The 16,266-nt window shown below is 48.2% G+C and carries 11 protein-coding genes; 8 read left to right on the plus strand and 3 right to left on the minus strand.

What is annotated here, in order from left to right:
- From N836_RS66655 to N836_RS66665, 3 genes are all read left to right on the plus strand, one after another.
- A partial coding sequence (locus N836_RS66655; RefSeq protein ID WP_023071803.1) for a transposase occupies positions 1-389 on the plus strand: 389 nt, incomplete at its 5' end.
- 94 nt (positions 390-483) lie between these two features.
- A complete protein-coding gene (locus N836_RS66660) occupies positions 484-1,254 on the plus strand; it encodes a DUF4184 family protein (RefSeq protein WP_023075890.1) in 771 nt (256 codons plus the stop codon).
- A gap of 245 nt (positions 1,255-1,499) precedes the next feature.
- The gene (locus N836_RS66665) at positions 1,500-2,030 is read left to right on the plus strand and encodes a hypothetical protein (protein ID WP_023075891.1); all 531 of its coding nucleotides are present in this window, start codon (positions 1,500-1,502) and stop codon (positions 2,028-2,030) included.
- Between the two features lie 169 nt (positions 2,031-2,199).
- Here the strand turns inward: N836_RS66665 and N836_RS66670 are convergent, their stop codons facing one another.
- Complete coding sequence (locus tag N836_RS66670) at positions 2,200-3,045, minus strand: class II fructose-bisphosphate aldolase (RefSeq protein WP_023075892.1); 846 nt, start codon at positions 3,043-3,045, stop codon at positions 2,200-2,202.
- 407 nt (positions 3,046-3,452) lie between these two features.
- On the opposite strand from N836_RS66670, the gene N836_RS66675 reads away from it, so the two are divergent.
- The 4 genes from N836_RS66675 to N836_RS66690 all read left to right on the plus strand — a co-directional run bounded on the left by N836_RS66675 (position 3,453) and on the right by N836_RS66690 (position 12,227).
- A complete protein-coding gene (locus N836_RS66675; protein ID WP_161635039.1) occupies positions 3,453-6,053 on the plus strand; it encodes a PAS domain S-box protein in 2,601 nt (866 codons plus the stop codon).
- Positions 6,054-6,122: 69 nt separating this feature from the next.
- Positions 6,123-6,809 (plus strand): response regulator, encoded by a 687-nt coding sequence (locus tag N836_RS66680; RefSeq protein ID WP_051394696.1) that lies wholly within the window; start codon positions 6,123-6,125, stop codon positions 6,807-6,809.
- Positions 6,810-7,200: 391 nt separating this feature from the next.
- Positions 7,201-10,485, plus strand: a complete 3,285-nt coding sequence (locus N836_RS66685) for a DUF4347 domain-containing protein (RefSeq protein WP_023075895.1) — start codon at positions 7,201-7,203, stop codon at positions 10,483-10,485.
- A gap of 56 nt (positions 10,486-10,541) precedes the next feature.
- Positions 10,542-12,227, plus strand: a complete 1,686-nt coding sequence (locus N836_RS66690) for a ShlB/FhaC/HecB family hemolysin secretion/activation protein (RefSeq protein ID WP_023075896.1) — start codon at positions 10,542-10,544, stop codon at positions 12,225-12,227.
- A gap of 114 nt (positions 12,228-12,341) precedes the next feature.
- On the opposite strand, the gene gap is transcribed toward N836_RS66690, so the two are convergent.
- Positions 12,342-13,370 (minus strand): type I glyceraldehyde-3-phosphate dehydrogenase, encoded by a 1,029-nt coding sequence (gene gap / locus N836_RS66695; protein WP_023075897.1) that lies wholly within the window; start codon positions 13,368-13,370, stop codon positions 12,342-12,344.
- Positions 13,371-13,801: 431 nt separating this feature from the next.
- Between gap and N836_RS66700 the strand changes: the two genes are divergently transcribed.
- The gene (locus N836_RS66700; RefSeq protein ID WP_023075898.1) at positions 13,802-14,500 is read left to right on the plus strand and encodes a 2,3-bisphosphoglycerate-dependent phosphoglycerate mutase; all 699 of its coding nucleotides are present in this window, start codon (positions 13,802-13,804) and stop codon (positions 14,498-14,500) included.
- 39 nt (positions 14,501-14,539) lie between these two features.
- Here N836_RS66700 and N836_RS66705 read toward each other — a convergent pair whose 3' ends face one another.
- Positions 14,540-16,201, minus strand: coding sequence for an L-lactate permease (locus N836_RS66705; protein ID WP_023075899.1), 1,662 nt, complete (start codon positions 16,199-16,201; stop codon positions 14,540-14,542).
- Between the last annotated feature and the right edge of the window lie 65 nt (positions 16,202-16,266).

The following is a 16,266-nucleotide window of genomic DNA, read 5'->3' on the forward strand; positions in this document are numbered from 1 at the left end:
CTCTGTTTTTTCAAGCCTTAGCTGCGCGCTATCCTAATGCGGACAAAATCCAGGTTGTGCAGGATAATCTCAACACCCATAATGTCAGTTCTTTCTATGAATACCTGACGGCTGAGGAGGCCTTTGCCCTTGCCCAACGGTTTGAGTTTCACTACACCCCAAAGTCAGCCAGTTGGCTCAATATGATTGAGATCGAGTTTTCGGCACTGGCTAGAGGCTGTTTGCATCAGCGCATTCCCACACAAGACCAATTAGAGCAAGCGGTGCTCGCCTTGGTGCAAGAACGGCATGACCAGCGTATCCGCATCCATTGGCAATTTTCAGTTGAGGCCGCACGCGATAAATTTCAGAAGCATTATGTCAAAATTCGAGAAGATAAGACTCTCTAAAACGGTAGAAAACTTACTTTCCAGTGTACTTACAGTTAATTCAAGATTATTTTCTACCACAGCACTCATCGTTATCTATCTGAATTGAAATCCTATGCCGTTTACTCCAGCGCATATTGTAGCTGTCCTCCCGTTTTGGCCGTTGCGACGTGTTGTGCCCTTTTCGGCCTTCGCAATTGGTGCCATGATTCCTGACCTGCCGCTGTTTTTTCCAATTGTCGATTACACGCAAGCCCATTCCACGTCGGGGCTATTCTCTCTGTGTTTGCCGCTGGGTATGGGTGGATTCTTCCTATTCGAACTCGTGATGCGAAAGCCAATGATCGCACTCTTGCCAGCATGGCTTGAATCTAGATTGTCATTCAAACCATATATTCCTAGCCTGCCGTTTGTGAGGACACAACTTTGCTACGTTATCGCCGTTGCATTTGCTATTTTAGTGGGTGCATACACGCATCAGATATGGGATGCGTTCACCCACAAAGGCCGATGGGGGACGTACTTAATTCCGAGTCTGAATGCTGATATCGAAATTAGTGGTTTTCATGTACCCGGCTACCAAGCCTTCCAGTACGGCAGCGCTTTTTTGGGTTTGCCTCTATTGGTGATGCTGGCAGCGATCGCACTAAATCGAACGCCGCCAACTCTGCAGCAGAAAACCTTACACTCCAAATTAAAGATTTTGGCTGGGGCCTTGATGGTCATTGTGCCGATTTGCGTTGCAGTTCATGCTTATATAGTCTCGCCCGATGCCCATCAGCTATTGTTTCTGACGATTACGCGCTCGGGGGCAATTTTGATGGTAATGCTGCTGGCATATTGTCTCTTGTTTAATGCATTTGCGGATCGCAACTCGTCTGCATAACAGCGATTGAGCCAGAACACTCAAACCTGTGGGTTCCACAATCAATCCCAATCGCGGCTACAGATTCAGATTAAAGCACCGGAGAAGAATTTTTGGGATCAAACCACAAAATATATGCTTTCTTATTTTCTCGATGCAGCTCATCGTCAGACAGGCGGTTGAAAAATTGCCACAAGTTTAAATTGACAAAATTGCGATGGACTCACAATAAAGTAATTTACGTCATTGTTAATTTGGCTCGTATCATGAAACGATTTTTGGTCTGGAGCGCAATTGTATTCCCCCCTACCCTGCTGATTCTCCTATCCTTAAAACCATTAGAGATTTTTGCACTCCGTTTTTTCGGCTTGTTTGCGGCGGCATTCCTAGCAGCCTTGATTGTGGCCCTGATGGCAATGCCTGCCTTCGAGTCTCAAAAACGCTTTCGACGACAAGCAGCAGTGTCACTGATCATGGTCGTTTCTATTATCACAGTCAACTGGCCGCTGAGAATAGCCTATGGTTTCTCCCGTCCTGCCTTTGACCAAGTAGCAGCACAGGTCATCACAGGAGAAACCATAGCAGCACCCCAACGCATTGGCTGGTTCCGTATTGAACGTGTTGACGCCCCTGGCCTGGCCGCCAACGGGATTGATTACCAGGGACTGCGTCTGTGGACTGGCGTTCACCCCAATGGCAATACTGGCTTTGTACAAGCGAGTCCCGATAACCTGAAGTTTAATCTGTGGAGCCATTTCAGCTTAGATCAGACCTGGCAGTTTATTGCTGAGGACTAATCAGTGAGAGAGGCAGCTCCCTCGTGGCTCAAACGTGAATATTCTTGCCAATTATTTGACACGCCAACATTTTAATGGAAAGTATTTTTCTCCTAGAACCATAGATCAACTCTGATACGTGTATATTTTTGCTTTGTTTCCCTGTATATGGCTAGGTGTCAGACTGTTTCTACGCTTTGCCAGCACTGCCGAATAACCTGATTTTTTGGGCAATCACCTCTTGCATGGCACCCGTTGATGCTTTCTGACAGGCTAATAGATCGCTTTGAGAGCCTGTTTTTCCATACTCTCGCCAAAACTGGAGATATTTTTGTCGAACTTCAGTGTTGACGTTAAACTTGCTGACTCCCAACTCAATCGATCGCTGGATCATGAGCGCAGGCAAACCCGACGCACCGTGTAACACTAGAGGAATATCAAGTCTCTGACGAATCTTGGCGAGACGATTAAAATCTAAGCGGGGCTCGCTGTAATACTGACCATGAACGTTGCCAATAGTAACCGCAAGAAAATCTACCCCCGATTCTGCTACAAATCTCTTTGCCTGGTTGGGGTCGGTCATTTTGGCCTCTTTTTCGGCCACCGTCATCCCATCCTCAGTACCACTAATTCTACCAATTTCCGCCTCGACAGTAGCCCCCTTAGCATGGGCTAGGATGGTCATTTCACGGGTGAAAGCAAGGTTCTCTTGTAAGGAAAATTTCGAGCCATCTGCTAAGACTGATTGCACTCCTGCTTCTAGGGCAGTTTTGATGATGGTGGGATCGTCACAGTGGTCTAAGTGAACTGACATGGGCACCTTTGCCGAGGCTGCTGCTTCGATAAAGAGTTTAACCAGGGGCACTCCCCCATACTCCAGGATATTGGGTAAAATTTGGATAATTGCAGGACTATTGTCGGCTTCCGCTGCATTAACAACGGCTTTGACACCTTCGAGATTGTATAAATTGAAAGCGCCAACGGCGTAGGCTTGTTTTTGGGCAATCTCTAAAAGTTCTTTGGTAGATGTAAGCATGAAAGGAAACTGGGGTAAATGTTATTGAGCAGAACAGAGCTGACTCAATCTGGTTGCTTGCGAATAAGTTTGTGTATATAACCTATTGATATCATTGAGCTGTTCCATGGGTTAAACTGACACCGATAGCTAACCCACGGATTCCGTAGCAATCCACAGGCTGGGGTCATTATGCCTTATCCTCTGCGTTACAGATCCTGGACCTCAATCTGAGCAGCCAAGTTGAGAAAGGTCGTGGGTGTGTCAATCCCTCATGATCAAATCCCACCCACTGCCGGAGGTATTGGGCCAACAAAGCCAGTCCCCTGCAGAATCATCCCTGAGTTCAGCACGCCGTATTAGCTATTGGGCAATTTAAATTTTATGATGCAACTATCGAGCTTCTAATGTCTCTTATGGAAGGCTTCATGCAGTCTAATGTTGAAGCAATTTTAGCTAAGGCATTTCATCTGAGTCCTAATCCAATTGCTATCAGCGGCTTAAATGATGGTCGCATTATTGAGGTAAATGATAGCTTTTTGCAGTTTTTTGGTTATGACCGTGGTGATGTGATTGGTCATTCCACGGCTGAGCTAAATATTTGGGTAAATCCGGCTGAACGGGATCAGGTTTCTCGTTTGTTGATAGACCAAGGCTCAATTCGGGGTCAAGAAGTTGAAATGCGGACACGGACGGGGCAACGAAAAACGGTGTTGTTTTCGGCGGAACCGCTTGAGATTGAACAGCGGCCTTGTTTGCTGGGGACGATTCAAGATATTACTGAGCGTAAGCAAGCAGAAGCGGCGTTGCGTTCACAGGAGGCTTCACTAAAAAAGAGTGAGGCAAAGTATCGAAATCTGTTGCAGACGGCTAACTGCATTATTGTGCGGACAGATCGACAGGGTCGTGTGCGATTTATGAATGATTTCGGTCAGCGATTCTTTGGCTACACGAATGATGAGATTGTGGGTTGCAATTTGTTGGAAACGATTGTGCCTGCTGAAGATGCGACGGGCATTGATCAAGAAGTAATGATCGCAGAGCTGTTACAATCCCCTGATCAGTATGTGCTGAATGAGAATGAAAACATTCGTCGCAATGGTGAGCGAGTTTGGGTGCTATGGGCCAATGAGCCGGTTTTGAATGACCAGGGAAAGCTGATAGAGGTTTTGTCAGTGGGAACAGATGTTACTGACCGTAAGCAAACAGAAATGGCGCTTTACCAAAGTGAAAAACGCTTTAGAACCTTAGTGGATAAGGTGCCAGGGGCAGTCTATCGTTGTAGAGAAGATGCTGATTGGACGGTGGAGTTTATTAGCGATGCGATCGCATCCATTACTGGCTACCCAGCGTCTGACTATCTTCCTCCCAACAATCGCAGTCTGAGTAGTTCGATTCATCCCGACGATCAGACTTTGGCGCAACAAGTCTTTACAGCTGCCGTCGCAGACCAAAAACACTTTCAGTTGGAATATCGCATGGTTCACGCTGACGGTAGTGTGCGTTGGGTTTACGAAGAAGGTGATTTTAGTCAAGAAGAGGATCAGCTTTGGCAAGATGGCGCATTATTTGACATTACCCAAGCCAAAAACGGTGAGGCCACTCTGCAGCGGGCCAAAGAGGAGGCAGAAGTTGCGAATCGGGCCAAAAGTGAATTTTTGGCAAGTATGAGTCATGAGCTGCGCACCCCCCTCAACGCTATTCTCGGCTTTACCCAGCTGATGAGTCGTGATGCCGATTTGTCTCCAGAACATCGCAATCATCTAAGAATTATCAATCGTAGTGGGGAACATCTCCTAGATCTGATCAACGATGTGTTGGAGATGTCCAAAATTGAGGCAGGCAGAACCACCTTTAATGCCAGTGATTTTGACCTGTATCGATTGCTGGATACCCTGGAAGAAATGTTGAACCTCAAGGCTAAGTCTAAAGGGCTGCAGCTTAGATTTGAACGCACACCCATGGTGCCCCAATATGTCATCACCGATGAAGGCAAACTGCGACAGGTACTGATTAACCTATTGGGAAATGCTATAAAGTTTACCGAGCAGGGGAGTATTGTTTTACGAGTGAGAGCACAGCCCTTAGATCAGTCCCTAGACAAGAGACTCCTATGTTTTGAGGTGGAGGACACTGGCCCTGGTATTGCGGCCCATGAAGTGGACAAACTGTTTGAAGCCTTTGGCCAAACCGCTGCAGGTCGTAAAGTACAACAGGGGACCGGGTTGGGGTTACCCATCAGTCGAAAATTTGTTCAGCTGATGGGAGGAGATATTATCGTTAGCAGTCGATTGGGGTACGGGGCTGTTTTTCGGTTTGCTATCCAGGTTCGATTAGGAACAGCAACGGATCGTTCAGCGCAACTGCCCAGCCAGCAGGTAATTGGGCTAGTCCCCAACCAGCCCCCATGTCGAATTTTAGTCGTAGAAGACCGTTGGGAAAATCGGCTATTGTTGGTACAGTTACTGGCTCCCCTTGGGTTTGAGGTGCGTGAAGCCGTCGACGGTGAAGAGGCCGTCAGAATTTGGCAGCAGTGGTCCCCCCACCTGATCTGGATGGATATCCAAATGCCGGTGATGGATGGCTATGAGGCAACACGACGCATTCGCGAACTGGAAACCCAAGACCATAGCCCTAAAATTATTGCCCTGACAGCTAGCGCCATGGATACTGACCGTGAGGCGGTTCTAGCAGTTGGCTGTGATGACTTTGTGCGCAAACCCTTTAAAGAAGAAATTTTGCTTGAGACAATTGCACAGCATTTAGGCATAACCTACCGCTATGCAGCCGCGACAGAGACCAGCGTTAATGAGCAGTCTCAAGTGTTGTCACCAGAAGCTCTGCAGGTGATGCCAGTCGATTGGATCGCTCGGCTTAGTCAAGCGGCGATCAGCGGTGATGATGCCTTAGTGACTCAGCTAGTTCAGGAAATTCCAGCGGAGCATAGCTCTCTGGCCCAACAACTGATGGCCCTGGTCGATGATTTTCGCCTGGATGTGATTAGCGATTTAATCCAAGAATTAGGTTAATCTTACGATTAATCAGGTTCAGACATCGTCTCTGGACCTCTAAATCTACCCTGTGTGTTTACCAAGGTTATGACTCTCTCCACCCAGACAGCCCCCACTGCAGATATTCTTATTGTTGATGACACTCCTGATAACCTGCGTCTGTTGTCTACCATGTTGCTGGAAAATGGTTATAAGGTACGTAAGGCAATTAATGGGGAACGAGCTCTACAGGCTGTTGAGGCGGTGCCCCCAGATCTGATTTTGCTCGATATTATGATGCCGGGCATGAATGGCTATGAAGTCTGCGGGCAGCTAAAGGCGTCGGAGAAAACCCAAAGGATTCCTGTAATTTTTGTGAGTGCCTTGGATGATGCCTTTGATAAGGTGTTGGCCTTTGATGTGGGGGGTGCCGATTACATTAGCAAGCCATTTCGAGTGCAAGAGGTACTGGCTCGGGTACAGCATCAGCTAATTATTCGGCATCAAGAACAACAGCTGCTGCGACAAAATAAACAATTACGGTTGCGTAATGCTGAGTTGAAAAAGCTAGAAGCTAACCTGGATGCCTATATTCAAGTTGTGACCTACGAAGTTCGACCGACTATTGCCGATCTGTCGGATGGTTTGCAACAGCTGATGGACCAACCAGATCAAGATTTAAAAGCCGCTGCTGTATTAGAAGAAATGGATCAGGTTTTGGCTCGTCAAATGGGACTGTTGGATGATTTAGTGGAAGGCAATCAGGCTGAGATTGAGCAAATTCGCAATCCATAAGTGGGCTACCCTGTTTTAGAAAACTGGTCACCATCATTTTGTTGCATAATGGTTTGTGTAAGTCACTTCAAGGCTGACCGTTTTCAAGCGTACATCGGTTGATTGCAGAGGGAAGGAATCCTTCCCATTGGTGCCAAGATCAGAGTCCGGTGATTCCTCATGATGTTTGGTATATATCGCTAGAAGTGATGCGTTACCAAACCTTTATTGAGAGTGATGCGAGATTTCAGTCACCGTAAAATCTCTGAATTCAGGAGTCTTAACAGAATGGCATAGTCTGGTGGAATGCCTGATTAAGTCTGGTGTTTTATTTCTTATCCTAGCAACAGTTTCCTCAGAAAAATCTACAGATAAAGTCAGGTTACTTCTTGGTAAGAATATATTATCAACCATGTTAGCTTTAAAATCCGTGCTCTCCAGCCGTGTTCTACTAATTCCGTTCCTGGGTGTTTTATTTCATCTGCAACCTGCCCAAGCCCAATCAATTACAGCGGATACTAATGGAGCGCAAACCGTTGTCACAGTAGATGGCAATCAGTACAATATCGACGGCGGTAGCCTATCAGGAGATGGAGCCAACCTGTTCCATAGCTTTGAGCAGTTTGGATTAAGCTCAGGAGAAATAGCCAACTTTCTCAGCAATCAAAATATTCAAAACATTCTCGGGCGCGTAGTTGGCAGTGACCCATCAGTTATTAACGGTCTCATACAAGTTAGTAACAGCAGCGCCAACTTGTATCTCATCAATCCAGCTGGAGTCATCTTTGGCGCTGATGCCAGCTTAAACGTGCCAGCAGACTTTATGGTGACTACCGCCGATGGTGTTGCCATAGATGATGCTTGGTTCAATGCCATCGGTGACAATGACTATGCTAGCTTAATCGGTAATCCCCATAGCCTGTTGTTTGGCAGCAGCCCCGGTAGCATTGTTAACGCAGGAAACTTGGCAGTTGGTGATGGCAACAGTCTGAGCCTCATTGGTGGCACCGTCGTCAATACTGGCACTCTTTCAGGCAACCACGTCACTATGGCCGCTATACCGGGTCAGCGACGGGTACGGATTGATCATCCGCAGCTGCTACTGAGTCTGGAAATGCCAGCAGCCGAAAATACGACTGAATTAGCTGAGCCAAGTTCTCTTTCAGATCTATTGACTGGAGGAGACGTTACCGTTGCGACTGGCGTAGACGTAGATGATGCTGGACGGATCTGGTTATTAAATACATCTGTTAATCCAGGCGATGTAGTTATAGCTGGAACAGTATCCGGTAACCAAGTGCAGCTAGCCGCTGCCAATCAAGTATCAGTTCTTGAAGATCCCACTCAGACAATTCGCACCCACGGTGGTCAACACAGCGCTCCAATTATCACCCGATTTAGTGAAAACGGCACCAATGCGAATGAGCTAGTCTTTCTGGATGAGATCGCACCCGATTCCACCCAACTACTTTATGGAGCCAAGGCTGGGACCACTACGGTAGTCGTGCCCACCAGTGAAAATGGCATTGATCGCGTCACCGAGATTCTCAGCCAAGTAGGAGCGACAGATGTTATTGATGCCATCCATATTGTCTCGGAGGGCAATGAAGGAGAATTTTGGCTAGGTAATGCCTATATCAGTGATGAGACTCTGGAACAATATAGAAGTCAGTTACAACAGTGGGGCGGGTTAATTGGTGCCGAAGCTGATATCTTGATCTACGCTTGTTTAACAGCACGAGGGGAAAGTGGACTGGCACTACTGGATCAAATTGCTGGATTAACCGGAGTCGATGTTGCTGGCAGCACAGATTTAACCGGCAGTAGCAGCCGAAACGGTAACTGGATTCTGGAGCATTCAGTCGGCAATATTACCACCGAGAATGCCTTTGAACAGACTGCCCTGAAAGGATATAACGGGCTGTTGCAAGTCTTTACGGCAACCGATGCCACCAGCCTGATTGCCGCCATTAATACGGCCAATGGCAATGTAGAAACAGATACCATTAACCTGGCAGACAACATCACCCTCACCGCAGTCGATAACGCTGTTGATGGGGACAATGGTTTACCCTCAATCACGGCAGCAGAAAAACTGACCATCAACGGCATGGGGAACACCATTTCCCGAGATGCCGCTGCCCCTGACTTCCGCCTACTGCATGTGGCCCTGGGTGCCGATTTAGAAATCAACGAAACCACACTTTCCGGTGGGGTGGCCAACTCTGGTGGCCGAGGAGACGATGGGGGAGCGATTACCAATAACGGCGGCCTCACCATCAACAACAGCACCATTACCGGCAATACAGCCCGGGATGATGGGGGGGCGATTAATAGCTATGGGACTATCACCAATGGTGCGATAGTGACCATCAACAACAGCACCATTTCTGGCAATATGGCCGGTGGCAACGGCGGTGGCCTGTCCAACGTCTCATTCACATCTCCTGCTCCTCCAGCCCCCAATTCAGCGGTGATGACCATCAACAACAGCACCATTTCTGGCAATACGGCTAATGTTGGCGGCGGCGTTGCCAGCCTTGGACAAAATTCGAACAATAGTGCGGTGATAATTGTCAATAACAGCACCGTTTCTGGCAATACAGCCGTTTTTGGTGGGGGTGGCTTCTACAACCGGGGGCAAACTGCCGTCTTGGGCTCGACCATCACCATTACTAATAGCACCATTACCCAGAATGAAGTGACTAATCCAGGTAGTTCAGCCGGTGGCATTCTCAATCTTAACGTGGGTGGCGGTGCCAATACAGCGCGGGTCACCTTGAACAACAGCATCGTTGCCCAGAATACGGCTACGGTACATCCAGATGTACGCCGAACAAGCGCCACTGATTCCCCCATTGTCGACAACGGCAATAACCTGATTGGCGTTGATTCCCAGGGACTATTTACCACCAGTACCCTGGTCGGTAGTAACGCTGCGCCGTTCGATCCAGTTTTGCTGCCCCTGGGTGACTATGGCGGCCCCACCCAAACCCACGCCTTCTATCTCGACAGCCCCGTGCTGGATGCGGGTAGTGATGCCCTGGCCACAGCAGCAGCCCTGACTACAGACCAACGGGGGGCCGATCGCTTCAACGGCCCAGTGGATATTGGCGCTTTCGAATCCCAAGGCTACAGCCTGATGGCGGTGGCCGGAGATGGCCAAAGTACCCTGGTGAACGAATCTTTTGACACAGTTCTGGCAGTTCAAGTCACAGAAAACTTTGTCAATTCGCCACTACCGATTCCTGATGTTAACGTCACCTTTACGGCAAATCCTGGCAGTAGTGGAGCCAGCGCCAGTCCAGATAGCAGTGTCATGACCGATGCCACGGGATTGGCCACCGCTGCCAGTCTGCTAACGGCAAATGAAACAGGCGGTGATTTTACCGTGACTGCTGATGCTGCAATGTTAGACTCTGCCACGTTTAACCTGACCAATACGGCACCAGAACCAGAACCAGAACCAGAACCAGAACCAGAGCCGGAACCAGAACCAGAACCGGAACCGACACTACCATCTAACCTTTTAGAACTGTGGATAGATCTGCAAGCAACGCGGCTACTCTCCGATCCCATTTGTGCGACAGTCCCTGATGTGGACATTGTCGTGGACATACCAGATCTAGACTCTCCAGCTATCTCAAATGAAAAGAGTCAAACTACATCAGAAACAGATTGCCAGTTGCATTACTAGGAAAGAAGATATCCTGCTTGTCTTTGTCATTGATTAATGTCATTAGGTTCCTATCTATGCGACAGAATATTCCTAAAATCACGCTTCTGCTTTCCATACTTTGCGTATCCCCAGTCCTTGCCCAACGCCCGAACCCGAACCAAGATCGCCTACCCCAATCCCTACCCAATCCTGAAGAAGCGATTCCACCTGCAACAACTCCTGAGATTACTCCACCTGAATCTCCCACAGAGCAGCCGATACCAGATGAGGATGTCGTTATTGCTGTCAACCAAATTGAGGTATCAGGTAGTACTGTCTTTGGACCAGAAGACTTTGATCCGCTAGTCCAGCCTCTAGAAGGAAGAGACGTTTCTTTAGCAGAGCTACAGACCCTAGCTGATGCCATTACCCGTCTTTACTTTGATCAGGGCTATCTCACGTCTCGGGCGATTCTACCAGAACAAGATATTACTGAAGGGTCTATTCTCATTCAGGTGATTGAAGGCAGTATTGGTAAGATTCAAATTGAAGGCAATCAACAAACTCAAAACCGTTATCTAGAGCAGCGCCTGGAGCTAGGAACCGATACCCCTGTTCAATTGGGGGCGATTGAAGATCAGCTCAGGTTATTACAACTTAATCCTCTGTTTGACTCTGTAGAAGGCACCCTGCTCCCTGGAGAAAATCTGGGAGAAAGCACTCTGGCAGTCACCGTTGATGAGGCGAAACCGTTTAATGCCAATCTCTCCATCGATAACTATTCACCTCCCAGCGTCGGGGATGTGCGTACGGGCATCGGACTCAGTTACCGTAATCTGACCGGTTGGGGAGACCAGATTTCCCTGGCTTATCACCGTTCCACCACTGGGGGCTCTAACCTGTACGATATCGGCTATCAAATTCCGTTAAATGCCATGGACGGAACGCTACAGCTACGGACGCTGATTAGCGATAGCACCCAAACCTTGACCAATCTGGATGTCAGCGGTGACTCTGAGTTTTATGAAGTTAACTTTCGTCAACCCCTCGTGCGTACACCACGAGAAGAACTGGCGCTCTCTTTAGGATTTGCCTATCGCGAAGGGCAGACCTTTTTGTTTGGTTCTCCTTTTCCCTTTGGCAGCGGCCCGGATGCCAATGGCATTAGTCGTACCAGTGTGATTAAATTTGGTCAGGATTATATCCGGCGAGACCCCTCTGGCGCATGGGCATTTCAATCTCAATTCAGCCTGGGTACTAGCCTATTTAATGCTACCAATAATGGCTCCCCCACTCCCGATAGTCAATTTCTCAGTTGGCTAGGACAAGCTCAACGAGTCCAGCGGTTAGATAACAACAATTTGCTGATTGTGCAAGCCAGCGGTCAACTAGCCTCTGATAGTTTACTGGCCTCAGAACAGTTTGTTATTGGGGGAGGGCAGTCCCTACGGGGATATCGTCAAAATGTTCGTTCTGGGGATAATGGTTTTCGTCTATCAGTGGAAGATCGAATTACTGTTCTCCGCGATCAAGACACTCAAACATCTATCCTCCAAGTCATGCCATTCCTAGATATGGGATATGTATGGAATCAAAACGGCAATCCCAATGTAGAAGCCTCTCAGCGGTTTTTGGTGGGAGCAGGTCTCGGAGTTGCATATCAACCCTTGGAGGGGCTAAGTCTGCAACTTGATTATGGATTACCGTTAGTCGACCTGAGTGATCGAGGTGATAATGTCCAGGATGATGGTTTTTACTTTACTGTGAACTATGACTATTGACTAGATACTACGCCTGTTGCGATCGCCTTTCCTCATGAGTCTGATTCCAGCGGTGAGTTTAACTCCGCTCTGGAAAAAATCAGAGGCAGTGGTGAACTGGATCTGCTAGCAAGTCTAGTTCAAAATTCTGTCTTTCTTGCCCATGGATATGATTAGATCAATCACTCGCATAGAGTAGCCCCATTCATTGTCATACCATGACAGCACCTTAAAGAAATTTGAGTTGAGTTCTATCCCTGCTCCAGCATCAAAAATGGTGGAGCGAGAATCAGTCAGGAAGTCTGTCGATACGACGGGGTCATCCGTATACCCTAAAATCCCTTTGAGGGGACCGTTCGAAGCTGCTGCCATCGCCTCACAGATTTCTGCATAGCTAGTGGACTTTTCTGTTTTAAAGGTTAAGTCCACGGCTGATACATTCGTTGTTGGTACTCGTACAGCCATACCAGTCAGCTTACCCTTAAGGTCTGGCAGAACTAGCGCTACAGCCTTGGCTGCGCCCGTAGATGAGGGAATCAAATTTTGAGATGCGGCTCGTCCTGCTCGCAGATCTTTTTTGCCAATGCCATCGATGGTGTGCTGGGTGCCGGTTACAGCGTGGATGGTCGTCATCAGGCCTTCTGCCAGCCCAAATTGCTCGTTGATAACCATGGCAATGGGGGCCAAGCCATTGGTGGTACAACTGGCATTGGAGACAATTTTATCTTGCTCAGGGTCAAAGCTCTCATGGTTTACCCCCACCACAAACGTAGAAACTTTATCGGGATCTTTCGTAGGGGCAGAAATGACCACTCGCTTGGCTCCGGCGTCGATGTGATTGATGGCACCGTCATACTTGGTGAATAGACCGGTAGATTCAACCACATAATCCACACCCAACTCTCCCCAGGGTAGTGCTGCGGGATCTCGCTCGGACAAACACTTGACCATCGTGCCGTTGACAACCAGATCCTCACCACTCACCTCAACAGTGCCGGGAAATCGCCCGTGGGTAGAGTCGTACTTAAGCAAATAGGCCAAATTTTTAGCAGGGGCAAGATCGTTAACGGCAACAAATTCTAATTCTGGATGGTCGATGCCACCCCGTAGAACAAGGCTGCCGATTCTACCAAATCCGTTAATTCCGATCCGTAACTTAACCATCAGTTTGTCTCCCTTAAAACATTTTAGTCGTTAGGGTCAGGGGTGTTGGATGATGAGGGATGTAAACACCATGACAAACCCTCAAGCCTAGAGCCTCGTACCTTAGGTATCTAAGTGTGATCTAGCCTAGTACTCTGTGGCATAAGTTTGCCCACTATCAAATGTGGATGAGTGGATGAAACAACTGCCAAGTTTTTGCCATCGGGTACTAGTCAGTCATTGTTGTGTATGCTCCAATCTGGCTCCTACTGGCTGGGTCAAGTCAAAATGCGTGAACAATCATCGCCATCTCATTCTAGTGGTTCAATATCTCGATGTGTGTAAATCATGGCATAGTCCCAAGAAATAAACCATTAGAATGGTCTTAGTTTAAGTTACAAGTTACTTATCTCTCTTAGGTCCAAAACATAGGCAAGTGAACTATTATCGTTATGCCTGAACTTATATTGACACGCCATGGCCAAAGCCTCTGGAATGCAGAGAATCGATTCACAGGTTGGGTTGATGTCCCTTTAAGCGAACGAGGGCGGGCTGAAGCAACAATTGCCTCGTGTAAGCTGCGCGACTATCGAGTGGATGTTTGCTACACTAGCTTGCTGTTTCGAGCTATGGAAACAGCGGTTATTTGTTTAACCGAGTGTGACGATATTTGCGGTGGTAAAACACCTATCTTTAAACATGATGCTGATGATCCTAATTGGCATGGTTGGGATCATTACAAGGTTGATCCCAGCAAAGAGTTGCCTATTTTTCCCAGCCCTGCATTAGATGAGCGCTACTATGGCGACCTGCAAGGATTAAACAAAACGGAAACAGCAGCGGAATTCGGGGCAGAACAAGTTCAGCGCTGGCGGCGTTCCTTTGATGTGCGGCCACCTGGTGGTGAGAGCCTGGAAGATACCATGCATCGGTCGGTTCCCTACTTTCAGAATCGTATTCTCCCTCACATCAAACAAGGAGAAAACGTGTTAATTTCGGCCCATGGCAATTCTTTAAGGTCTATCTTGATGTATTTAGACGATCTCTCATCAGAAGAGGTGGTTAAGTTGGAATTGGCCACAGGGGTACCTATCGTTTATGAGCTTGACCAGACTGCTAAAGTTCTCAATAAAAAAATATTGGATCAGTAGGGAGAACACCCCAAGGATAGGGGTGAAAATATTGATTGTCTATGACGATGTGGAAACAAGGATTTGCAGCAGAATTCCTAACAATCCTGCCAAGCTAACGTAGTAGATCGTGGGAAATAGCACTTTACGAATCAGCGGGCCTTCATGGCCCACTAAACCTACGGTAGCTTCTGCGGCCACAATGTTTGATACACAAATAATGTTACCGGCAGATGCTCCCACACACTGGAGGCCTAAAATCATGGCAGTGGGTACGCCAATTTGTATGGCAACTCCAAACTGAAATAGGGAAAACATCATGTTGCTGACGGTGACACTACCGGCAACAAAGGAGCCGATGGTACCCACCACTGGTGCAAAGAGAGGCCAGGTTTGGCCGGCTAAGGCAGCCATGCCATCAGCCAGGGTGAGGGGCATGCTGGCCAAACCGGAGGTGTTCACACCTGAGTTAATAAACACTCGTGCCATTAGTATGGCTGCACCCAGGGCAAAGGCTGTTTTTTGTAACAGGGGCAGGGCCTGAACCATGGCTCGTTTCATGGCAGCAGGCTTCATCTGATGGAGAAAAAAGGTGATGGCTACTACTCCAATAAATACAGTGGGTGGCAGATAAAGAGGCTGGGTGGAAACCGTAATCTCTGTCCCCAAAATATGACTCCAGGTGAGACGTACTGACTGTAGCCAGCCGCGAATCGGTAGAAATTTTAAGCGTGATGCCATGAGCAATGTGCCTAACATGACATAGGGCAACCAGGCTTTAGCGGCAGATAAATGACTGGGAGGGCTTGTCTGGTTAAGAGGGGGCGAGCTAGAGGGTTGGGGTGGAAAATCCCAGGTCTGACGCGGGACTAAAAAGCCTCGGCGTGCAGCTGGGACAACAATGCCTAACCCCGTTAAGCCACCGATGAGAGTGGGAAATTCTGGACCAAAAAACAACGCGGTTAAGGTGTAGGGCACCGTAAAGGCTAAACCAGCAAACAGCGCAAATTTCCAGGCTCCGAGACCGTCTCCCATGGACTTGCGCTCACCAAATCCTGCGGTAATTGTCATCACTAGTACCAGCGGGAGAAAGGTGCCGATAATGCCATGAAAGATACCGGCCCAGCGCCCAATGGCAAATAGATAGTCGGACTGGCTCAGGCCCAGGTCTAGTAGATGCTGCTCTACAGTTGGAACGCCGGTTAACCCTGCATCAGCGCCAATCATAATTGGCGTACCTACGGCTCCAAAGGTGGACGGAGTACTTTGAATAATTAGGGCGGCAACGACGGCGGCCATGGCTGGGAAACCAATGGCCACCATGAGTGGCACGGTAATCACGGCTGGGGTACCAAAGCCAGAAGCGCCTTCGATAAAGCTGCCAAAGAGCCAGGCGATAATGATGACTTGCACGCGGCGGTCTTGGGAGATACCTAGGAGACTTTGACGGATGGTTGCGATCGCACCCGATTCCTGCAGCGTATTCAATAATAAAATTGCTCCAAAGACAATGTAAAGAATTTCAGCGGCAGCTACCAGACCTTGAATACTGGCAGCAGCTACCTGCACCATAGGCACACGCCATACCAGCAAAGCGATGCCAACTGTTACCAAATAAGCGGCTGGCATCACCTGTCCGGCAGGACGTCGGGCGATGACCAACAGAACAAAAACGGTGATCAGTGGTAGTAAGGCCACTAAAGGGTATAAAAGCAAAGCCATAACTGAGAGTTTAGACAGTGGGTCCGAGGCCGGTTCTCAGATTAAGCGTAGTCCTTTATGGGGCT

The sequence above is a fragment of the Leptolyngbya sp. Heron Island J genome (assembly GCF_000482245.1).
GTDB lineage: Bacteria > Cyanobacteriota > Cyanobacteriia > Phormidesmidales > Phormidesmidaceae > Leptothoe.